The following is a 21,176-nucleotide window of genomic DNA, read 5'->3' as shown; positions in this document are numbered from 1 at the left end:
CGCAGTTTCTTCTCGGTTGTCGGGCTGACGGCCGCTGTCATTTGGGCTCCTGCATGGTGATTCGGCGAATGTCGGCGAGTTGAAATTCGAGCCGCTCCCGGTGATTTCATCGGGGTGGTGGTCTTGGCCTCGCACTGGCGGTGAGTCTGGGTGGAATCCCGGTCAGCGTGGCTCTACGGTATGAGTGGTCCGAGCGGTGTTTGAAAGATTATGTGGGACTTGCCATCCGGGCCTAGCTCTTCGGTAATCAGGAATCCGTTGCGCGGATACATCCATCGCACGGCGCAGGGTCCGCATATGGAGCGATCTGCGGTGGCGCTCCCCAACCAGCAGCTGCCACCTTCGGTCTGACCGGGGCGGTGCATGATCGTAACTTCTCCGGTTGCAAGGTCTTTGGCCACATAATTGCCGTCGCGGTCGACGTAGGTGACCGTGTCGGTGTCGGGTGGGCATAGCTTGGCAACGTCGCCGTTTTCGGTTCCGATCCAGCAGCATGGGGCTGGATCGGGCGGCGGCTGGGGTTTGGGGTCCCGATGACTTTGGGGCAGGTGGTAGCCGGCTGCGGCGGCTTGGATGATGGACACGGCGGCGTTGCTGTGGTGTTGGGTGTCGGTGAGCACGGTGCGGGCTTTGTGGAGTTGATTGTGCAGGTGGGTGGCGAGTTGGTCGCGCCCGGTTGCGCTGTTCGTCGTGGGCAGGAGTGCCTGAATACCGTCGTCGGTGTCGTAGACGATGCCGTCGAGTTTGGCTCGGGCGGCGCAGGCGCTGGCCGCGGCGGCGTCGTAGCCTGCGGCGAGCCTGTAGTCGGCGCTGAGGTAGTCGGCCATGGTTTCGGCCGAGGCGTGCAGTGCGGTCGTGTAGGTCTGTGCGCCGGTTCCGCTGAATGCTGGTGGCGTCGCCGCGCTCTGCTGGGCGCGCAGGGTTTGGTGAGCGACCGCCAGTGTGGTGGTGTTCAGCGTGGCTGGCGCCGGCGGGTTAGCGGTGATCAGGTCGGCGGCGCGGCGCAGAGCGGCTCGGGTTTGCTCAATGAGCCCGGTCAGCGAGCTGGGTGAGGTGTCAGCCATGCGCCGAAACCCGCGGCTTAGGAAGCATTTCGGGTGCGAGGCGCGGCGGGCATCAGTTCGAAGTAGGCGTAGACGTGTAGTTCTTCACGTGGCTGCGCGGCGCGGACAGTGTCTTGCAAGCCGATGGCGAGGATGTGGTTGGGGTTGAACCAGTGCTGCAATCGGTTGGTGCGAGTCCACACGACGTAAGCCGGGTCACCTTCTTGGTGCGGTAATTGCCCGACGTCGTGAATGTGAAAGTTCGCGTCGGACAAGTAGCCGTCGAGGCCGCTGCGGACCGCGTCCCAGATGAATTCGCCTTTGCTGGCCAGGAAGCGCTCGGCGGTGGGGCGATAGCCTGGGGCCATGCCGGCGGCGAGGTGCCGCAATACCGCTTTTGCGTGGTCACGTTCCGGCGTGGGGATGTCATCGATCGGGTAGGTGGAGTCGGCAAACGGATACTCAGGCAGGCTGCTCAGCGATGATGGCTGCCGCGCGAACTCGTACTGCACCACGACGTACCCACCGGCTCCAACGGCAACCACGACGAATGTTGCTGCAGCCATGGCCCATAACTTGGTTGACTGGTTCACCTTCACTGGCGGCGGCCTGCCGCGACTTCGCCTCCTGCTACAGGGAGCTCGCCAATATTCACGCCCTGCGACGGATGATGGGTGTTGTGCCGGTCAAATCCCCCGGTCGGCCCGGAGCCAATGACGTCGCCGAGCCGCACTGTGATCAAGGGGTTCCCCGGGTCGCGCGGATTATCTTCCCAGGGGTTACGTAGGGTCAGCCTGGCGTCGCTGCCAACCCCGTCGATGCCTTCCACGATGTACACATGCGGACCGACCAGCGGGCCACCGTGGTCTGTGGTCGCGATCGTCACCGGTTGATGGTGCGCCAATGCTGTCGAGATGGCCTGATCGATATGCTGCTCGGTGTACCAAACCCGCCTAGGGTCGATGTTCACTCCGCGGTTACCGGTCAACGCTTGCAAGGCATCCGGCGCGGACCCGCCTTTTCCGATGCCGTATTCGAGGGCCTGCCCGAGGCTTTGGTCGGGGTTGTGCAACTTGGCGTAGGCCGACTCCAGCACGGCCGGCCACAGCGGGGCGTTGGGGTGGTCGCGATCTATCCAGCTAGCCCCGTGATGGTCGATGTCGGTTCCGATATCATCTTGGGTGACCGTAATGTGTTGCCACGCATGGCCATTCCACAGAGTCACATCGAAGGTGCCGGTCTTAGGGTCGTAGTGGATGCGGTCCTTGATCCACTGAGGATTGGCATGAGCGATTGCTCCCATCGTGGCGTCGAAGTAGCAGTCGCCAATGGACTTCTGTTTGATGTCAGCAGCGCTGGGCTCGTGGGGGTAGAGATCTTTATCGGTCCACAGCCGGCGCTTTTCGAAATCGTCGAAGGGCTCACCCATCCCGGCGCTGCGGATGTGACCGTTGCGGTGGTTCGGGCCAACGTGGTATCCCGCGGTGGCGGGTCGGATGACGGAGGCGGCGGCGCTGCTGTCGTGTTGGGTGTCGGTGAGCACGGCGCCGGCCTTGCCGAGTTGATTGTGCAGGTAGGTGGCGAGCTGGTCGCGCCCGGTTGCGCTGTTCGTTGTGGGCAGCAGTGCCTGAATACCGTCGTCGGTGTCGTAGACGATGCTGTCGAGTTTGGCTCGGGCGGCGCGGGCGCTGGCCGCGGCGGCGTCGTAGCCTGCGGCGAGCCTGTGGTCGGCGCCGAGGTAGTCGGCCAGTGCTTCCGTCGAGGCTCGCAGTGCGGTCGTGTAGGTGCGTGCGCCGGTTCCGCTGAATGCTGGTGGCGCAGCCGCGGTCTGCTGGGAGCGCAGGCTTTGGTGGGCCGCCGCCAGTGTGGTGGTGTTCAAAGTCGGCGGCAACGCCGGGTTAGCTGGGATCAGGTCGGCGGCACGGCGCAGGGCGGCTCGGGTTTGGTCAATGAGCCCGGTCAGGGAGCTGGGTGAAATGTCAGCCATACGCCGAAACCCGCGGCTTAGGAAGGATACGGGGTGGATGCGTTGGGCGCCCAGGAGGCGCGAGTCCGCGGTGCTGGCGGACGGGCGAACGTGGTGACCGCGCCACCGGCATCATTTGCCGGCGCCAAGGCATTGGGTTGAGTGGTCCCCACTGGCGCACCGTAGCATTACGGGCGGCGGCTCGGCTATGCTCGGCGCCGACATCGACGATCGGTGCGCCCAAAGCGGTGGACGTTCACGGAAGGTTTTTCGTTGGCGGCGGGCGGAGCAGGCGTTGGCGGCGGGCGGAGCAGCCGTTTATGGTCGGTGGCATGGCTTTCTGGGAAGCGCAGCTACTGGAATTGCTCCGCGGCATCGATGCCCTGCTCGCCGACGCGGTGTCGGCCGCCCCAGATGAAGCCCTGGGGCGTGCTGGTCTGTCCGGCGCCGGCGCTCCCCCACCGCTGACAGGTATGGCCATACCGGATATGCGTGGGTCGGGGGCGGGTGCGGCCGCTGCAATGTCGGCCGACCTTGCTGCGGTCCACGCTCGGCGCGCCGTGGCCGACGAACGGGTGGCTGCGGCGCTGGAGGGCGCGCATGCAGCAGCCCAGACTGCTTGCGCCCGTTTGCGTGCTCTTCGGGCCGATCTTGAAGAAGGCGTCGCGGCGCGGCGTCCCACTCTGGATGCGGTGGGTGCGCAGATGGAAATGGCGCAGTTTCTGCACGGCAAAGCTGGTGAGCTGCTCGCGGTGATACGCCAGGCGCAGCACGAGTCAATGGGGCGCGGTTCGGCATTGTCGGCGGCCACAACAACTTACCGCGTCTAGAGGTCGGGCACCGGGTCGTCGCGCTTGGGTTCGGGGCTGTCGATCTTGTGGTGGCGCTCCAGGCTGAGTTTTTCGCGTGTGCGGATGACTCGGCGCAGAGCCTCGGCGCTGGGGTAGCCGAGTTCTTCGAGCAGGGCGGGTGTGGGGTTCAGTAGGAGGCTCCAGCCGGGTTTGCGGCCGCGGGCTGTCATGCGTTGTTCTGCTTGTGCGGCTTTGGTTTTGGCCTCGGGACTTTGGGCGGCCATGCGCAGTTCGAGTGTGAGGGCCTTGAGTTCTGTGTCTTTGGCGGCCAGTTCGTCGGCGTGCTCGAAGGGTGCTGGCGGATTGGCGAGGAAGTCGTCGAGGGCGGCCTGGTCGCGGGCGTGTTCGGATTGCAAGCCGGCGTGGTGCTCGGGTAGGCCGGTGTAGAGGTTTTCCAAGCGCCGTAACAGGCCGAGCTGTTTGGGGCCGTTGATCTCAGCGCCCAGACCACTTGCGGTGGAAAGTAATTCAACGCCGTCGATGTCGGCGGTGCGCGACGGTATTGCCAGGCGTAACAACAGTTGGTCGTGGGTCAGGTCGCGGGCGGCCAGGATTGGAATGTCGTTGATGGCGGCGCCGATCGGCTCAAAGCGGCTGGCGCCGCGGTCTTTACCTGCGGTGTAGGCGTGGCGACAGACAGCGGAGAATGCTTGGGCGGCAGGGACGCGTTCGGTGTAGGTGGTATCGCCGACGGTGATACGGGGCGCGCCGCCGGCGGCGGCCACGGCTGCGGCCTTGCGGGCGACGGGGGCGAGTTCGTCGATGTCACGTTGTTTGTTGGGGATGGCGCGTTCTAGGACGCGGACTTGAAAGTCCCGGTGGCGCACGGATTGTTGGTGTGCGCGTTCGAGCGCGGTGAGGCGCTTGACGGTGTCGTCGAGTTCGACTTGGCGCAGGTAGCGGGGGTCTCCGGTGGCGATGGCTTTGGTTTCGGCGGCGGCGGTGCCGATGTCGCCGCCGGAGAGGTCTTCGATCTCGGTGTCGAGAACTTCGTTGCGGCGCATTTGTTCGATGAACAGGGCTTTGGCTTGGACCTTTTGCCACATGACGGTGTCGTAGCTGGATTCGGTGACCATGGTGAAAATGTGGATGCCGTCGAGGTTTTGGTTGCCTTGGCGCAGGATGCGGCCTTCGCGTTGTTCGAGGTCGCAGGGCCGCCAGGGCACGTCGATGTGGTAGAGGGCCACGGCGCGGGCTTGCACGTTGACGCCGGTGCCCATTTTCTCGGTGGAGCCGATTAGCACCGAGACCTCTCCGGTGACGCATTGGGAGAACAGGCTGTGGCGTTCTTGGGGGGTCTTGGCGTCGTGGACGAAGCGGATCGCCTGCTCGGGCATGCCGTGGGCCACGAGCTCGTCTTTGAGGGCTTCATAGATGGTGAATTGGCCGGCGTGTTTGGAGGGGGTGCCGCGGTCGCAGAACATGATTTGCAGGGCGCCGGTGCCGGCGGGGGCACCGGTGTCGGGATGGGTGTAGGCGCGCTCGCGGTAGCGCTTGTAGATCCCGATGGCAAGCTCTGCTGCCGCGGCGGCGCGGCTGTGACGCGGTGGGCTTAGGTGGGCCAGGCGGGGGTCGAGGGATGCGTTGCGCCCGTCGGTGCTGATTTTGAGTTGGTTGTCGCGTTGGGGGTTGCGGGCGTCGAGGTGGTCTAGGCGCCAGCCGAGGTCGGTGATGAAGTCGACGACTTCGGTGTCGGGTTGCAGGCTGATGATTTGGCGTTGTCCGGTGTGCAGTGCCGGCAGTTGAACGGGCACTTGTTCGCGGGTGACGACGTCGGTGTAGGTCGACGATAGGGCCAGCAGTTCGGGAAGGTTGGTGAATTTTCCGACGCGGGTGACTGGGCGCAGTTTGGTGCCGGTGGAGTTGACTTCGATGGTGGTGGTGGTGGCGGTAAATGCGGCACCCCAGTCCCCTAGCTCGGCGACGCCGGCAGTCTCGAGCAGGTCGGGGCGCAGGAAGGTTTGCATGACCCACAGCTCGCCGAGGGAGTTGGCGATGGGTGTTCCGGTGGCGAAGGTGGCGACGCGTTCGACGACGCGGTGCGCCGGAATGCCTTGAGCGTGGGCTTCATCGCGGCGCCGCTGGCGCAGCACCCGTAGTTTGAGGGCGAGGTCCTCGGCGCGCTGGGAGGCATTGGCGCAGGATAGTTCTTCGATGTTGCAGGTGCGTCCGAGGTTTTTGTAGGTGTGGGCCTCGTCGATCATCAGATAGTCGCAGCCGGATTCCTCGAACCGGAGGCCGACGTCTTTGTTGTTGGCGGCCAGCAGTTTTTCCAGGCGGGCTTTTTCGGTTTTGATCGCAAGCTCGATGCGCTTTTTGCTGCGGTCGGATTCGGCGGATTCTAGTTGGGTGCGCAAGGTGTCGAGCTGGTCTTCGATGTAATCGATGCGTAGTTGTGTGGAGACGTTGATCGCGGTGAACGCTGATTGCGGGATGACGACCAGATCCCAGTCGCTGGACGCTGTTTGGGCGACGAAGCGCCGGCGGCCGTCGGCTGTGGTGGCCGCCGACCCGAGCAGGACTTTGGCGGCCGGGTACCACTGTTTGGCTTCGCGCCCAACTTGTTCGACGATGGCGTTGGGAACCACCAGCCAGGGTTGGCGGACCAAGCCTAGGCGGCGCAATTCCATTGCGCCGGCCACCATGCTGCCGGTCTTGCCGGCACCGACGACGTGGTCGAGCAGCACGGTGGGTTCGCTGATGATGCGCGCCACCGCGTTTCGCTGATAGAAGTGCGGGGTGAAGTGGTCCGACATGCCGGGCAGCCGCAGGTGTGACCCGTCGTAACTGGGAGCGCGTAGCGAGTTGAACCGCCGGTTGTATTCGGTGACCAGCCGATCGCGGCGCTGCTCATCCGACCACAGCCAGCGGGCGAATTCGTCGCTGATTTTGGCCATTTTCGCTTGGGCGGCGAAGGTGGCCTGCGGGTCGAGGACTCCGTCTTGGTCGTTGACCAGGACGGCTTTGGAGTTGCAGGCGGCCTCGAGCAGACTGACCGCGTCGCAGCCACGCCGGTCTAGCCCCCACTCGTCGGTCATCAGTCTGCCGTGACGTTTGTAGGAGGCGATGTCGACAACCCAGCGCCCGGCGATGTGCTCGGCGGTCACACCGGTTGTGCCGAAAGTTTTTTCGGCGAAAGCCGCGATCACCGGTGCGGGGATCCACGGCGCGCCGGGGCGCACCCGGATGTCTTCGGCTTCCCGCTGCACTGGCAGCAGCGCGCGGAGCGCGCGCGCGTAGTCGCCGTAGCGCGGGTCGGTGTGGGCGGCCTCTAGAGCGCGACCGAGTTTGGTGCGCACGTTTCCGGATAGGGCGGTAACGGCGGGGATGAGTTCGCCGGGGTCGTCGAGGCTGGGATAGACCAGCCCGGCCAGCAGCTCGCGGGCGTCGTCGGTGCTGACTTCCAGCAGGGAGGCGATGAGGTCGATGTCGACGCGTTGGGTGCGGTCCAAGCTGATCGCGAGGGCTTCTTCGGGGGTGTCGGCGGTGGTGGGTTCTGTTGCGGCGGTGAGCAGGTCGGTGGAAAAGATGGGGGATTTGGTCGCGGTTCCGGTGTCTTCGTCGAAGATTTCCAGGGCGGCCACCAGCGCCCAGCCGGGGTCGTGGCGCATTCCGCCGTCGAGGTGGCGGCGTTTTTTGTGCGGGGCGGGGGGTTCGGAGGCCTCGTGTTCCCACTGGGTGGCCAGTTCATCGGGTATGGGTCCGTCGTAGGGGCGCGCAGCGGTGCCTTCGGCGGCGCGCCAGGCGGCTTCGGCCGCGGCGCGGCGCTGGGCGCTGCGCTGCTCGGTGATGCTGGGATAGACCCAGGTGAAGCGGTTCAGCGGGCCGTGGCGGCGCACGTAGGTGTCGTAGAGGGTGTTGAGGTGACCGCGCAGCTGGTCGCGTTCGGCGCCGGGGCGCCCGTCGCGTTGGGAAGCGATCAGGCTGGCCGCGATGTCGCGCAGGGCGATCAGTTCACGGGTTTCTGCGACCAGCGTTTTCGGGGTTTTGTGCGGTTCCCATTGGTGGCCGGTCCAGTGTTCGATGCCGCGGGTGTCGGGGTTGTAGCGCAGGGTGTACAGCGGGGTGTCTTCGCCGCGGTCGGCGGCGGTGATCAGGCCGGGATCGAACGCGCGGGGTGAGACGTCGGTGAGGTCGGCCGCGGTAGCGGTGAGCCCCAAGCCGCGGCGCACCGCGGAGTCGATCAGCGGCGTGAGCCGGGCGCGCAGCTGCTCGGCCAGTTCGGCTCCGCTGTCCCCGGCGACGACGAGTTGGGCGGATCCGTGCACCCCGTGACCTAGGCGAAGCTGGCCGAGCACGTGGTCGGGGTTGTCGAGGAAGTAGGTGTTGATGTGCAGGCTGTGGGTCTCGCCGGTGGCGGGGTCGACGAGGTCGGTGGGCGCGGCGTCGATCCAGGCCGGCGGCTCGGGTGCGGGCTGGGCGGGGTCGCGGCGCCGCAAAATCAGCAGGTCGGTGACGACGTCGGTGCCCGCCACGCGACTAAACGCTCGAGACGGGAGACGGATCGCTGCGATGAGGTCGGCTTTGGTGGCGATGTCGCGCCGAGCGGCCGATTTGGCGGAGTCCAGGGTGTAGCGGCTGGTCAGCACCGCCACGTAGCCGCCGGGTGCGGTCAGGGCCAACGCTTTGATGATGAAGTGGTTGTGGATGGAGTGCCGGGCAGCGTTGTGTGCGGGGTCGGTGACGGCGTAGCGGCCGAACGGCACATTGCCGACGGTGGCGGTGAAGCTGTTTTCGGGCACGCGAGTGGTTTCAAAGCCCTCATGGCGGATCTGTGCTGATGGGTACAGCGCGGCGGCGATCGCCGCGGTGGTGGCGTCGGTTTCGACACCGACCATGACAGCGTTATCGGGGGCATGACCGATGAAGGTGCCGCTGCCGCAGCCCGGTTCCAGTACCCTGCCCCCGCTGAAGCGGGCCCGACCTAGTGCGTGCCACACGGTCGCGGCGATCGCGGGGTCGGTGTAGTGGGCGTTGAGGATGGAGGCCTCAGCTTGCCGATACTGGTCGCGGTCCAGCAGGGCGGCCAGGGCGGCGCGTTCGGCAGCCAGGTCAGGGTCGCGCGGGTCGAATACTTGCGGCACCGCCCCCCACCCCGACCACGCGGCAAGGATGCGCTGCTCTGGGTGGGTGGCCGGGCGCTGCGCGCTTTGCAGGGTGCGCAGCAGCCGCAGGGCGGCAATGTTGGCGCGGGCGCGGGCCTTGGCCCCCGAGGGCACCAGGGGATCGAGGTGGGCCGGGAAGTCGGTAGGGCTGCCCCACTGCCCCTCTGCCGGCGTCAGATCGCGGTCGGCGACGGATTCGACACTGGACACCTGGTCTGCGGCGAGCTCGGCGGCGGGTTCGTCAGCCGCCGGGATTGGTGTGGGCGGGGGCAGCGGCGCGCCGCCGGGGTCGATCGCCCGCGGGTCGGTGGGCTGGTCGGGTTCGTCGAACAGCGAGGGCTGGGCAGTTACCGCTCGGGCAGTCCGTCGTCGCGCAGATCCTGATAGACCATCGCGGTCAACTGCTCGGTCAGTGGCCCGCCCCGGATGCTCGGCAGCTCCAGGCCGTCCTCGGCTCGGGCCGCCAGCAGGTATCCGGCCTTGATCCGAAACAGCGCCGAATAGGCCGGTGCCGGCCACAGCTGCGCGGTCAGGGCCTCGATGTCCTCGTTGGGGTCGCTGCGGTACTGCGGGTTGGTCCAGCGCTGATCCCACGGCAGCTGACTGCGGTCGATCGGCGGGTGAGCCGATGAGCCCCACAGCTCGTTCGGCTCCTCGGGTGGGGCCGGGATCTTCTCGTAGAGCTCGTTGGTCAACACGATCTCCATCGCCTGACTGCGCGCGGTGTTGAGCAATCCCACCTTGGTCAGGTAATCCGGATGTGCCCCGTGAGTTTGGGTCCACTCCCCCACCGCCTGGGCCCCCATCTCGGCCGCGAGCTGCGCGACCTGGCGGCCGATGCGCGCCGCCACCGATTCCAGGAACTCCTCGCGCTGGGCCGGGCTCCACTGTTGGGGCAGCGGCAGCGGGCCCGCATAGGCCTCGTCGACGATCTGACGTATCTCTGGGCTGGTCACCACCACCGTCCCTGCCGAAGATGTCGAACAGACCCGGCTGGTCGGGATCTGGTCGGTTGCTCCGTGCCATATTGTGCGCTCCGATCGCATGCTCGCAGGGTCGGGGTAGCCGTGGGCGGACATAAAGGCGCGCAGTCCACGCTCAGCCACCCATTGACCCGTCGCGGCGTGGGCATCGTGGGAGGTCATTGCGTTCTCCGGGCGTCGAACAGGGCCGGGGGGCAAATCGCCCGGTTTGACCACAGCACCTCGGTCCGCGCGGCGTAGGCGCCGCCTTGGGTTGTGGCAGAAGGGATTTCGATCCGATCCCAGCTGTGTAGGGCGGTGTCGTAGAGGTCGTTGGCGTAGCCGCTGATGAGCACAGCTGCCTGGGCGGCTAAAACGCAGTCCAGCAGTTGGGCGTGTTCGTTGTCGCCGGCCATCTCGGTGCGGTAGTTGCGGCAGCGAGTGGTACCCAGGTACGGGGGGTCGACGTAGAGGCAGACCGTGTCGTATGCGCCATAGGCTGTGATGACGTCTATCGCGGGACGGCATTCCAGACTGACTCGGTGCAGTCGCCGCGCAGCGGCGAGTATGCGGTCGACGTAGGCATCGAGGTAGCCGGGCATCGGTGTTGAGGCGCCGGCAGGGTCGATGTGATACCGCCAGCCCGTCTTGCGCAGGGTGGCGCTGCGGCCTTGGGTCAACCGCACCCAGGTCCTGCGAGCGCGCTCCAGATCGTCGAGGCTTTCCAGTGCTGCGGTGTAACTGAATTGGTGCTCAGCTCGCGAGTGGGGGGTGAGCGCACAGACTCGCGCAAGCTCGGCGGGCTGGTCGCGTAGCACCCGCCAGAAGGCCATGAGGTCGCCGTCGAGGTCGTTGACCGTTTCCATGCGGCTCGGGCCTTTTGCCAGGAGCACGGCAAGGCTGCCCGCAAACGGCTCAACATAATGTTGATGGGCAGGAAGGAGAGACGAGATCTGCGCGGCGACACGGGTTTTGCCGCCAAAATAGGGCATGGGCGGCGCGATCACGTGCCGCCTTCGGTGATGGCGTCGGGCCAGATGGCGGCGCGGTGACCGTCACTGTGCCAACTGCAGGCTTGCCCGCCGTCGCGTAACGGCGCTTCGCAGACTTGGCTGCGGTGGTAGGGGCAGCCGCGGTCGAAGCGGTGCACCGCGGCCACCAGCGACGGGTGAGCCGGCTGGCCGAGACTGACGGTGCCGGTGATGCCGTGATAGCCGGTGGCGTTGGTGGGGATGTCGAGTTGGTTGAGTTCGGCGAGCAGCGCAGGTAGTTCGTCGGGAGGAAGGGTGTTCAGCGGCGGGCTGAGTTGGCCTAGGCCCCATCGGATGTCGCGGGCGAGGTCGACAACGATGAGCGGGTTGCCGCAAACGCTGATGGGGATAAAGCGCAGGATGCGCGGGTTCACGGTGAGTTGTGCACCACGGCGCTCGACCAGTGCGGTATCGGGTTGCACGGTGCTGTAGAGCCAGCGGAGCCCAGCGGTAAGGGCTCGGCGCAGGGTCGGGTTACTGTTGTGTGCGACGTTCCCCGACGCTGTGGCGACACTGGCCTGGCTGGTGGAACAGCGACATGGGGGCTGATGAGGTAGGCGGAGTGGGTGCGCGGATGCGCCGCTAGAGGCCATGGGAACGCTGCCTCTCGGGATGCTTGCCTGGGGCGAGTAATTCGGTGCCAGCACCGGCGCGGACCGACCAACCGCGGCCGAGCATGTGTCCGCGCAGGGCGGCGTCGGGTTCGAGGATGCTCAGCGCGGTCGCCGCGTCGCATGCGCGGGCGAGGCTGTACCAGGCATAGGGGTGCTGTGTGGGATCGACTACTAGCCAGCCCGGGTGGGCTGGCGGGGTGCTGGTGTCGACGCTGCCCGTCGATGGCATGGGGGTCCTTTCCTAGCCGGGAATGTTGTGTGGGTGGCGAAGTGTTGTGGTTGGGATGTCACCGGGGCGGCCCATCGACGTGTTCGAAAAGGTCTGGCCGACAGGGCCGCATCGCACCGCCGGACAGGCGCACAATCCAGTCGCCCGGAGGTGCGGGCCTGCACTTAGCGGTGTGGCGATGATCAAGAAGGCCCGGTGGGTGGCATCGGTGTCCGGATCACCCTCGGCGCGAGGACAACACCGGTCGGGCAGTGTCAGCCACTGGATGATCGATGCCGCAGATTCGGGCGTGCATTGCACGGCGGCGGCTTCGATGGCGGCGATGAATTGTTGTGGCGTCATGAGCAATCTCGTTGTCTAGCGCATAGATTGATCACCGGATCCGCGCTTGGCCTGACCGCGCGCAGTCTGTCGTGCCCTGCTGCGCGGGTGAGTTCTTTTCGCGTACCGCCAGCGTGGTGAGCGCGCCGTCGACCCCGACAACGCGGGTGATCGCGCGGTGGACGGTCTCAAATGCCTGCTGCGCCAACATGTGTCCGGCACCGGTGATGCAGATGTGCTCGGCGGCGGGGACGCCGGCCGCGAGATCCAGGCCGTGGGCGACCGGGGTCAACACGTCGGCCTGGCCGCTGATCACCACCGTGCGGGCACGTACCAGGCCTAGGTTGGGGTATTCGTCGTGATCACGAAATGCGGGCAGGAAACCAAAGACGGTGGCCGCGGGGGTGGTTGCTAAAGCTGAAGCGATCACGTCGATGAGCGTGCCCTGCGCGGACCGACCAGCGAGGCGATGCCCCACCGCCGCACAGATGGGTGCGATCAGACCACGCAGGGCGGGCGACGGTGTGCGCCGGCCCAGTCGGCACACCAGGGTCACCCCGGGGCTGCTCAGCAATCGGCCGACACCTCGTTGGGTGATGCGGCCCGCGGCTGCGCCAATGAGAACCAATCCGTCGGGGCGCACCGGCTGCTGTGGGCGGCAAGCGTAGGACAGGGCCACCATCGCCCCCATCGAGTGACCGACCAGCGTGAGGCGCCCAGCGACGTGTAGCTGGGTCAGTACTGCGGCGAGATCGTCGGCGAGCTGACGGATTCGGTAGGTGCTTTGCGGGGCGCCCTGGGATTGGCCGTGGCCGCGGTGGTCGTAACTAATGACGCGGATCGCGGGGCCGTAGCTCGCGATGAGGGCCCGAATCTGGCTGGCCCAGGCCATTTCCGATAAGCAGAAGCCGTGCAGGAACACTACCGTGTGGGCTGCCGCGGGGTTACCGTATTCGGTCCCGTTCAGGCGCACACCGTCAGCGGCCAATGCGTGCACGGTGCGAGGCGGTGGCAACCGGCCGAAATCGCCTCGCCGGGTTGAAGATCTGCGCTCGGGCTCGGTCGTGCCCGGTGCGCCCTGCCATGGATTGTCAAGGGCCGCACACATTTGGGTCGAAGTTCTTGCCGGTGCGGCCAGCGTCATGGGTGGTGCGGCCGGCGTTGCGGTCGTCATGTCGACCCCGGTGCCTGGGTGTGGCGCACACCGTCACTACGTGGTGGGGTGATGCCCGCGCTGGGATGGCGATGGTCGGTGCCTTGGCAGTCGGTGGTGCAGATTTGGATGGCGCAGCCGGTCAGCTCGCGGGCCAACCGCACGTTGTGCCCGGCGCGGCCAAGCGCGCGGGGGTAGTCGGTTTCGGACACGATGACCCGGATGCGGGGATGGTCAGAATGGGTGATTTCGGCGCGCGCGCCGGGGATGTTCAGCGCGTTGAGGACGTAGCGGGTGGGCTCGGAGTCGAAGCGCACGATGCTGATTCGTTCGCCGCCGAGGCGCTTTTCGACGTCAGCCACCCGTACACCGGCCCACCCGATGCAGATGCTGGCAGGATTGATGCCGGGCAGGCTGGTGTGCACGGCGACTTTGGCCCATCGTCCCGGTTCGCGTGCTGCCCCGACGATTTCAACGAGACCTTCGGCAACTTCTGGGACGCGTTCGGCTAGGGCCGCCGCCATGATGGTGCGCGCTTCACTCATCGCTGCCCCCCGGTAAGGGCAGCTGGGGACCGCAGCCGGCGGAGCCGAATTGTTGCCAGGGCACGAATCGATCGGGTTCACCAGCGGGGCTCGAGCACCAAAATCCCCATTGGCGAAGGTGCGGCCCGGTCAACAGGAGGGTCCAGCAGTGCCGTTCGGCGCCGTTGGCGTCGCGCAGAAGCTCAATGCGGTGGCGGTGTTGGGCGCCGCGTAGCGCGATTGTTCCTGCCCGCCGACGGCGGGTGCGGTTGCGGGATATTTCGAGGTATCCGCCGTGCAGGCATACCGACAGGAACCACCACGGGTGGTCGTGCAGCACGCTGGGCTGGTCGGAGCCGATGAAGTGGTGCAGGTAGCAATTGAGCCGGCGGTTGGGCGGGATGAGAAACCAGCGATGCAGGTAGGGGGTTTGACCGGCGATGATTTGATGCGGCTTGCCGCTGCGTAGTCGGGTAAACCACTTCTGCTGGGTTGGCAGGCTCAGAGTGGCGCTCATGGCAGCCCGCGCCGGTCGTCGCAGTACACGAAGGTTTGTGGGGCGGCGGGGGGCGTGAATGCCCGTTCGTTGCGAACTGTGCGGTGGCTGCGCGGGCGGGTTGCGCTGCTGTGACTGTGGGTGGTCGCGTAATGGGTCGCGTCGCGGATCAGCAGAGCCGTGCCGCGCTGCGGCGGTGGGGGCTTGCATCGGTTGTCGTCGATGGCGCTGCGGAGGCCCTCAAGGGCTTGGGCCTGTTCGAGGGTCGCGTACTGGATGGCTCGGCCGATGAGTTCACGGGCATGTTCGCGGGTGGCGGCGTAGTGGATGGCTTCGCGGAGCAGTATCGCGCGCCGGCGCGCCGCCCGCGGTTGATGGCGGTAGCGCTCGATTACTTCCCGCAGCCGTTGCCGGGCCTCGCTCAGTCCGGGTGCATTGGGTCCGGGCAGCGCTACCCCGGCCCAGATGCCGTCGCTCACGTCCAAGTCGAGTGCGGCCTGCGCGCAGGCGGTGATCACTGGGCAGTTCGCGCAGATGGCCGCGGCGCGAGTGTCACGAGTCTGGGTGAACCACAGTTCTGGGTCGTCGTATTCGCAAAGCCCGGTGTGGGCCTGCAGTAGCGGGGTGACGTGCGTGGCGTTGCGTGTCATCTTGCGCTCCTCGGAATGTGTTCCCGGCCGGTAAACGTCTATTTACGCGCTATAGACGTACTATGACACTCAAAGCCACTCATGTCCACTGTTGTGGTGAATTGGGGGGACACCCGCCGCGCACAGCCTTATACGTGGGTGGCCGTCGCGATCTGTCCCGCGTTGACGCGAATACGAGGGGATTGGCGGGGCTACCGGGCGTCTATAGCCACTTAAAACCATCTATCCGGCGCCCTAAAATGCTGCTCCAAGGGCGTGGTTTAGGTGTACGGGGCATCGCAGACGCCTATAGTTGGTGCCGAGCTTGCGCCGTATGAGGGTGCAGTGACTGACACACGCAAGGGATGTGGTGAGCGATACCGGGGACGCGCTTGCGCGCGTCGGTCGAGCCGTCGCCGATCGGCGTGTCGATGTGGGCCTTCACACCCAGCGCCAGCTCGCTGATACCGCAGGGGTGGCGTTGAGTACCGCGGCCCTGCTGGAACGGGGTAAGACGTTTCCCCGGCCCGGCAACCGCGCCGCCATCGAAGATGCCCTGCGCTGGCCGCGCGGCACCCTGGAGGCGTTGCGGCGCGGCCAGCCCGTTCCCCAAGAGCAGGTGCCCGCACCGCTAGGTGAGGCCAATGTGGGAGCGCCGGTCTCCAACGGTGGGTCGGCGGGCAACCGCGCTCAGGTGCTGGCGCTGACCAAGGGCTTGTCTGATGTCGCCGCGACGTGCGCCACGATCTTGGTGCGTTATGGGGTCCAGGCCGAAGCGCAGGCCGCGTTGCGGGAGTTGGATGGCCAGTTGCTCACCCTGGAGTCGCTGATCTCGGCGAGCTTGCCTCACGCGGGCGAGGCATTCAACGAAACGTTGTCGGCGCTGGTCGTGCTGCATCAGCACCGCGCTGCGATCGCCGAAGCCGCCCGGCAGCCTCTTACAGCGCAACCCGGCGGGCTACAAACGAGGACGGCATCGGCGAAATCTTGACCGGCACGCCGGATTGCTGGGCCTCGATGCACTGTGTGGGGCTAATGGCCAGCATCACGTGCCCCGGCCCTCTGCTGTCGAACGAACTTCGGGGGAAGATCGCGTCCCCGGCTTGAACCTCGCCGGGAGCCACCACAGCGCCTTGGCGAAACATGCTGTAGGTGTCGTTTCCCAGCGTCACACCCGCCTGAGCGTATGCCCAGTGCACCAGGCCTGAGCAGTCGAAGGCATTGGGTCCTTTGGCTCCCCAGACGTAGGGGCGTCCGAGTCGGGTGAGCGCGGCCTTGACCGCCATCTGGGCCGCCGGGCCCGCGCCTCGAATGTCGTGGTGGGGCACGAGTGGGTCTTCGCCCAGCTGCTGGCCGCGACGATGCGAACTGGCGAGCCTGACCAGACCGGACAAGTTAGGCAGTAGGGATGATCCCCCTACTCCCCCACTGGCTGGCAAAGCCGCGGGCCCCCCCATCTGCGGCGAGATGCCAAACGGGGCCGCCCCATATCCTGCGGAGGCGGCCCGAATGATGCCCGCCAATTCGACGTTGCGTTGATTGGCGATTTGCAGCAACGCTTTGGCCCGAGCGAGCTGACTGCGCAAATGGGTGATCAATTCGGCTTGACCTGCCGGAGTGCCGGTGCTGGGTGCGATCGCGGCGATGCCGGCACGGGTGTCTCCGATGATGCCCTCGACCCCCTGTCCACCGCTAGAAGCGACGCGCACCGCCCCCCCGAGTGCGGGCGCGCCTTTATTGTCGGCGGTGATGAACCTGTCGAAAGCCTTGACGTGGCCGCCGCCGGTTTGGCGGTAGGTGCTTGCGCCGTTGCCTTTCCAGTACGGGCCGGCGGCATTCACAGCTTGGGCGACGCCGGCGCGCCCTTCGGACAGGGTGGGTGTGCTCGACCAGGGGCCGCCGTTGGGTGAGTTGCCAAACAGTTGGCGAGCCTGCCCCAGCGCGTGGCCTGCTTCGGCGACCAACTCCTGCAGCGACACAGCCGCAGTATGGACTATCGCGGCGCAGATAGGCCACTACGCAGCCCGACTTTGCCCGGAAGTCGGCTCAGTAGCCGTGCGGCGGACGGGTCGGGTCGGCCTGCTGGATGTTGGCGGCCAGGTTGGATCCGTCGATGTGGACGTGATAGCGGCGTTGGGCGTAGTTGATGAAGGCGCAGGCTTGGGCCAAATCGTCGGTGTGATTCGTGGAGGTTCCTGGCTCGTGGTAGGCGCGGAAGGTCGAACTGGTGAACTGCCAGGTACCGGCGCTGGCATCACCGTGGACGGCGTTGCTGTCGTGGAGATTGACGGCGCCGGCGTTGAACCCGGATTCACGCTGGGCGACCAGCAGCATTCCCCTTTCCCAGCGGGCCCGCGCCGCGGGATCGGTGATGCCTTTGAGATCTAATGCCTTGCGGATGACCGCGCGTATGTGCTCGGGACCTGCACCCTCAGGGGCGGCAAGATGTAGCCCGGATCGCGCTTGTCGACTGCGCCGTGCCGGCCGGCCGCCGACGGCTTTGAACAGCCTCGACAGTGCTGCCAAGTCAGGCGGCTGAGCCGCCGACTGAGGGCCACGGAAACCGGTGGCGCCGGGAAAGGCGGGCGCGGCCGCGCGGGCGTAGCCGGCGGCTGCGGTGCGGATCAGTGCGGCGAGTTGAGTATCGCGGTGCTGGGAGAGACGCAATAAGGCGTTGGCTCGGTGGAGTTGGCCCTGCAGATAGGTGATCAGCTCGCGCCGTCCCGCTGGCGTGCCGGCGCTGGGCGCCAGGGCGGTCAGGTCGTCTCGCGTCTTGGTGATGACGGCGTCCACTGCCCTGCGGCCTGCGACAGCCTGAGCCGCGCCCATCTTGTACCCGTGTCCTGTTCCGGCATCGCCGCTAGTGACCCGATCCAGCGCTTGTACACCGTGTCCTGCGGCGTGCGCGTAGCCTCCTGCACCGTCGCCGTGCCAGGATTGCTGGGCCCCCCTTTGTGTCTTGTAGACGCCGTCGCGGCCAACGGTCAGAGCGGGAGTCGACGTCCACTCCCCCGATGTTGGGTTAGCTCCGTATAGCCCTCGAGCCGCGCTCAAAGCTCGCCCGGCTTCGGCGATTGCCGCAGTCAACGACATAGCCGGCAGTATCACCCATGCCCGCGCGAGCGGTCTATCGCGGCGGCGGGATTCACGGGCGACCCCGCACGCGCGGCGAGGTTGCCGGTGTGTTGGTAGTGGGCGGCAAAGTTGGCAGCGGCGGTAGCCACGCGGGTGCTATGGGTTCTAGGGTGCCCGCATGTGCAGCATCCGGTCCAGGAGTCCGTCAAGGTCTTGGGTTCGGGTGAGGCGCTCGGCGCTCCCCGCGACTGCCGCGGCGCGTGTCCGCACTATCGCCGCGCAACCGTTTAACGGTTGCGCGGCGTGTCAATCACAACTTTCACTTCCGTACCGGCATGCTGTCGGTGTGCCGTCACTGATGCTGAGTTGCGCCACTTCTACCCGACCGTTAAACGGTCGGCTCGGTTGATTGCGCACACAGCCCACGTGGGGACGAAACCCCGGAAGGAGGTAGCTGGGCCAGCCTAAATCCGCGCGCCGAGTTCGCGGCGCGACAGTGCAACTGAATAGCGCGCGAACACCACCGATTTGACATGCATTCGGCCCCCGGCTGGCGCCGAGGGCCGAACAGCTTGAGCCGAGTTGGCGCTCGGCTCTGGTGCTCGCGCACCTACCCCGAAGGGATTTGTCGTGACTGACAGATTCAACGGTAGCGCATGCCCGGGCTCGGTACTAGAGCTACGCGCCGACCGTCCTCATTTACCCTCCCAGCAGGCCCGTCCCTACCGCGGTTGCACCCCTCTCACGCCCCGCAAAGGTACCGCCAGAACTGCACCGACGTCGATCCTGCGGGCGGCAACGCACCTGACGCGCGGGTCGGTCACGCCGATTCGCCTCGACCTGGGTGACCGCGCGTGGGCCGGTGTGCCGTGCTGGAGCGGAGGTCCTCAACAGTGGGCCACCTTCACCGTGCCGGTGGCCTACGCGGCGCGCTACCACACCCACGTACGGCCCGCTATGCCCGGCAATCCGGTCAGCCTAAAGGCCATGGTGCGGGTGGCTGAGGCGCGCGCCGTGTACGCGGATCACCGCACCGGCCGTAACTGCCGTCCCACCAACGAGGCGTTGGCCGCCCGCACAGGCTACTGCGTGCGGACGGTGCAGCGGGCATCGACGGCGCTGCGCCTGTTGGGCGTGTCGACCGAGGTTCTGCGCGGGCGCCAACGGACCCGCCACGAGCGTATGGCCAGTTGGCGGGTGGGAGACCGCGGCCGTGGCTGGGCATCGGTATGGGCGCTGCATGACGACCGGTTTACCCCGCTGTCATCCCACCCCGGAGGGTCTCACTTATCTCCACATAATCCTCGCCTGGAGAAAGAACTCACTACCGTCAGCCGCCGCCACGGCGGCGGTAGCCGCGCCGCTACGCGGCGCATCTGCCCGGAGGCGGGTCGCCGACTGGCCCAGCGGTGGGTTATCGATCCCCATAGCCCACCGTGGGCCCGCCGATACCGGACCAGCGCCCCGTGGGCGGCGATTTTGAGCGGCCCCGCCGAGCATGGGTGGACACCGCGGGACATCAATCAGCTGATCAGCGACTACATCGGAACGGGTAACTGGATCCCAGATGCTCCCTATAAACCGGCCGGGCTGCTCGGGGCGATGCTGCGGTGGTACGGCGACCTGCAGGAACGCCCGGCAGCAGCCGACGAGGCACGCGAGGCAGAACAACTCGCCAAAGACCGCGCACGAATTGCGCAGCAACGCCGCGACCACGAGCACCATCAGCGCGCCCGCGCGGCCGCCAAGGCCGCTCTCGATGGCCCCGGGCACGCTGCGGCGCGCAAAGTCCTCGACGCGATTTGCCAACGTAAACATCAGCGGCGGTCTTACCCATGAGTGCGCCCCTCCCCCGCCAGCTTGCCTGTCAAAGCGACCCCGACCGTTGGTTCGACCCGGCCGACAAACGTCACGCCCTTGAGCTGTGCCTGCAGTGTCCGGCACGCTCGTGGTGCGCCAGACAAGCCCTCCGCGTTCACGCGACATATGGAATGTGGGGCGGCATCTTCATCCGTGACAACTTCCACCAAGTGGCCGACCTTTTAGCCGCGGTGGCCAAATTGCCCGCGTCGCCGGAATATTTGGGGCCGCGGCCCCTACGAGTCCCCACCCCGCCCGGTGGGCAGAAGACCAGTCCTTCGACAGCCGCACGGAATAACGCTGTCTTGGCGGCCCTAACGGCGAGATCCAGCGGCCATTGCGAGATCATGACTCAGCATTGCCGGCTCACTTTCGACACACTGGGCAGCCGTATCCCTGACAAGGACCCATGGACATCGCAGCGCGCGGGCGAAATTTATGCGGTGTGCCGTCCGTGCGCTGCAGCAATCGCCGCCGCCGAGCCGCAGTTTGTGCGCCACATGGGCATCGTCGTCGATCCGCCTTATGACCCCGTCTTCACCAAATTTCTGTGGCGACAAAAGCACTGGGTGTATCTGAGCGGCCAACTGCTGCCGCTCGACGACACAAATCAGAGACAGACCACCGGCTGACACTGCTCCCCCGGTCTGTCCGAGCGCTCAGTTCTTCGCGTGAAGGAGATAGTGCTCGAGGACGGTGGCGAGAAAAGGTGATAGATGAGTCGCGCCGATTTCAGCCATGCGATCTTTAACCCATTGGCGCTCTTGGGGTTTGAGGGCGATTTTCGCTTCGACTGTTGGTTCGGCGCTGTTGCGTGCTGAGCGTGGTTCTGGCATCAGCCAGGGGTCTTCGGGATCGCTCATCTCGAATAGTTTGGCAAGGGCTTGGGCCGGGTCTTGGTGTTCGTCTTTGGCTTTGTCGCGGATGAATGCAAAGGCGTCGTAGACGGTTTGCGCGTAGCTGCGAAACTTCTTTTGGCGCCTGTCGACGAGTTCACGGTATGCCCTGGTTCGTAGATAAACCGACGTCGCACCGGTTTCGGTAGTGGGTTTAGCGGGTCGCGGTGATACCGGGGCGGGGCGATCTGCTCGCACAGCTGTGGTCGCGACGGCCGCTGGTGCGGGCTGTTCTGGTGCAGCAGGCCGTTCCTGGTCGGCGGGCGCAGGCGGGTTTTCCGAGGGTGCGTCGGTTTCAGCGGTTGTGGGGGCGCTGTGCGGTCCTCGCGGCGGTGCTGATTTGAGTAGCCCCTGCAATTTGTTGCCGCGCGGCGGCGGCGCGAAGGTGCTTTGCAGGCTCTTGTGTGTCTGCTGGGTCATG

Annotated in this window: 20 protein-coding genes and 1 pseudogene; 5 read left to right on the top strand and 16 right to left on the bottom strand. The window is 66.3% G+C overall.

Going from position 1 to position 21,176, the window contains the following annotated elements:
* Positions 1-173: 173 nt before the first annotated feature.
* The 3 genes from AC5Y2L_RS17755 to AC5Y2L_RS17745 are packed head-to-tail and all read right to left on the bottom strand — an operon-like array spanning position 174 to position 3,030.
* The gene (locus tag AC5Y2L_RS17755; protein WP_499936913.1) at positions 174-1,064 is read right to left on the bottom strand and encodes a hypothetical protein; all 891 of its coding nucleotides are present in this window, start codon (positions 1,062-1,064) and stop codon (positions 174-176) included.
* A 17-nt stretch (positions 1,065-1,081) separates the two neighbouring features.
* Positions 1,082-1,609: a hypothetical protein gene (locus AC5Y2L_RS17750; RefSeq protein ID WP_499936915.1), complete on the bottom strand. Its 528-nt coding sequence runs from the start codon at positions 1,607-1,609 to the stop codon at positions 1,082-1,084.
* Between the two features lie 29 nt (positions 1,610-1,638).
* Positions 1,639-3,030, bottom strand: coding sequence for a C2 family cysteine protease (locus AC5Y2L_RS17745; protein WP_499936917.1), 1,392 nt, complete (start codon positions 3,028-3,030; stop codon positions 1,639-1,641).
* Between the two features lie 311 nt (positions 3,031-3,341).
* Between AC5Y2L_RS17745 and AC5Y2L_RS17740 the strand changes: the two genes are divergently transcribed.
* Positions 3,342-3,839 (top strand): DUF4226 domain-containing protein, encoded by a 498-nt coding sequence (locus AC5Y2L_RS17740; protein WP_499936919.1) that lies wholly within the window; start codon positions 3,342-3,344, stop codon positions 3,837-3,839.
* Here AC5Y2L_RS17740 and AC5Y2L_RS17735 read toward each other — a convergent pair.
* The 10 genes from AC5Y2L_RS17735 to AC5Y2L_RS17690 all read right to left on the bottom strand — a co-directional run bounded on the left by AC5Y2L_RS17735 (position 3,836) and on the right by AC5Y2L_RS17690 (position 14,945).
* The gene (locus tag AC5Y2L_RS17735; RefSeq protein WP_499936920.1) at positions 3,836-9,175 is read right to left on the bottom strand and encodes a helicase-like domain-containing protein; all 5,340 of its coding nucleotides are present in this window, start codon (positions 9,173-9,175) and stop codon (positions 3,836-3,838) included. The two genes, AC5Y2L_RS17740 and AC5Y2L_RS17735, sit on opposite strands and share 4 nt — an antisense overlap.
* A gap of 137 nt (positions 9,176-9,312) precedes the next feature.
* Positions 9,313-10,110, bottom strand: a complete 798-nt coding sequence (locus tag AC5Y2L_RS17730; protein WP_499936922.1) for a hypothetical protein — start codon at positions 10,108-10,110, stop codon at positions 9,313-9,315.
* Complete coding sequence (locus AC5Y2L_RS17725; RefSeq protein WP_499937152.1) at positions 10,107-10,919, bottom strand: DNA adenine methylase; 813 nt, start codon at positions 10,917-10,919, stop codon at positions 10,107-10,109. Before AC5Y2L_RS17725 ends, AC5Y2L_RS17730 begins: the two co-directional genes overlap by 4 nt.
* A gap of 11 nt (positions 10,920-10,930) precedes the next feature.
* Positions 10,931-11,332 carry a hypothetical protein gene (locus AC5Y2L_RS17720; RefSeq protein ID WP_499936923.1) on the bottom strand — a complete coding sequence of 134 codons (402 nt, stop codon included), beginning with the start codon at positions 11,330-11,332 and terminating at the stop codon, positions 10,931-10,933.
* A gap of 208 nt (positions 11,333-11,540) precedes the next feature.
* The gene (locus AC5Y2L_RS17715) at positions 11,541-11,801 is read right to left on the bottom strand and encodes a hypothetical protein (protein ID WP_499936924.1); all 261 of its coding nucleotides are present in this window, start codon (positions 11,799-11,801) and stop codon (positions 11,541-11,543) included.
* 12 nt (positions 11,802-11,813) lie between these two features.
* On the bottom strand, positions 11,814-12,143 hold the full coding sequence (locus AC5Y2L_RS17710; protein ID WP_499936926.1) for a hypothetical protein: 330 nt from the start codon (positions 12,141-12,143) through the stop codon (positions 11,814-11,816).
* 31 nt (positions 12,144-12,174) lie between these two features.
* On the bottom strand, positions 12,175-13,296 hold the full coding sequence (locus AC5Y2L_RS17705; RefSeq protein WP_499936927.1) for an alpha/beta fold hydrolase: 1,122 nt from the start codon (positions 13,294-13,296) through the stop codon (positions 12,175-12,177).
* The gene (locus AC5Y2L_RS17700; RefSeq protein WP_499936928.1) at positions 13,293-13,820 is read right to left on the bottom strand and encodes a nucleic acid-binding protein; all 528 of its coding nucleotides are present in this window, start codon (positions 13,818-13,820) and stop codon (positions 13,293-13,295) included. The genes AC5Y2L_RS17705 and AC5Y2L_RS17700 overlap by 4 nt, the downstream gene beginning before the upstream one ends.
* A complete protein-coding gene (locus tag AC5Y2L_RS17695) occupies positions 13,813-14,316 on the bottom strand; it encodes a hypothetical protein (RefSeq protein ID WP_499936930.1) in 504 nt (167 codons plus the stop codon). The genes AC5Y2L_RS17700 and AC5Y2L_RS17695 overlap by 8 nt, the downstream gene beginning before the upstream one ends.
* Positions 14,313-14,945 carry a WhiB family transcriptional regulator gene (locus AC5Y2L_RS17690; RefSeq protein WP_499936931.1) on the bottom strand — a complete coding sequence of 211 codons (633 nt, stop codon included), beginning with the start codon at positions 14,943-14,945 and terminating at the stop codon, positions 14,313-14,315. The genes AC5Y2L_RS17695 and AC5Y2L_RS17690 overlap by 4 nt, the downstream gene beginning before the upstream one ends.
* A gap of 349 nt (positions 14,946-15,294) precedes the next feature.
* Between AC5Y2L_RS17690 and AC5Y2L_RS17685 the strand changes: the two genes are divergently transcribed.
* Positions 15,295-15,915, top strand: coding sequence for a helix-turn-helix domain-containing protein (locus tag AC5Y2L_RS17685; protein WP_499936933.1), 621 nt, complete (start codon positions 15,295-15,297; stop codon positions 15,913-15,915).
* Here AC5Y2L_RS17685 and AC5Y2L_RS17680 read toward each other — a convergent pair.
* Together AC5Y2L_RS17680 and AC5Y2L_RS17675 are read right to left on the bottom strand one after the other, a co-directional pair.
* The gene (locus tag AC5Y2L_RS17680; RefSeq protein WP_499936934.1) at positions 15,863-16,903 is read right to left on the bottom strand and encodes a C40 family peptidase; all 1,041 of its coding nucleotides are present in this window, start codon (positions 16,901-16,903) and stop codon (positions 15,863-15,865) included. The two genes, AC5Y2L_RS17685 and AC5Y2L_RS17680, sit on opposite strands and share 53 nt — an antisense overlap.
* 67 nt (positions 16,904-16,970) lie before the next feature.
* Positions 16,971-17,753, bottom strand: a complete 783-nt coding sequence (locus AC5Y2L_RS17675) for a DUF4226 domain-containing protein (protein WP_499936935.1) — start codon at positions 17,751-17,753, stop codon at positions 16,971-16,973.
* Between the two features lie 876 nt (positions 17,754-18,629).
* On the opposite strand from AC5Y2L_RS17675, the gene AC5Y2L_RS17670 reads away from it, so the two are divergent.
* From AC5Y2L_RS17670 to AC5Y2L_RS17660, 3 genes and pseudogenes are all read left to right on the top strand, one after another.
* A complete protein-coding gene (locus AC5Y2L_RS17670; protein ID WP_499936937.1) occupies positions 18,630-19,838 on the top strand; it encodes a helix-turn-helix domain-containing protein in 1,209 nt (402 codons plus the stop codon).
* Positions 19,835-19,993, top strand: a pseudogene (locus AC5Y2L_RS17665) (WhiB family transcriptional regulator); the annotation flags it as partial. The gene AC5Y2L_RS17670 and the pseudogene AC5Y2L_RS17665, both read left to right, overlap by 4 nt.
* Before the next feature lie 171 nt (positions 19,994-20,164).
* Positions 20,165-20,491: a hypothetical protein gene (locus tag AC5Y2L_RS17660; protein ID WP_499937176.1), complete on the top strand. Its 327-nt coding sequence runs from the start codon at positions 20,165-20,167 to the stop codon at positions 20,489-20,491.
* 27 nt (positions 20,492-20,518) lie between these two features.
* Here the strand turns inward: AC5Y2L_RS17660 and AC5Y2L_RS17655 are convergent, their stop codons facing one another.
* A complete protein-coding gene (locus tag AC5Y2L_RS17655) occupies positions 20,519-21,175 on the bottom strand; it encodes a hypothetical protein (protein WP_499936938.1) in 657 nt (218 codons plus the stop codon).
* Position 21,176 lies beyond the last annotated feature (1 nt).

The sequence above is a fragment of the Mycobacterium sp. NGS66 genome (assembly GCF_059812225.1).
Note: the sequence above shows the minus strand (reverse complement) of the source record. Positions and strands in the feature narration are given on the sequence as shown.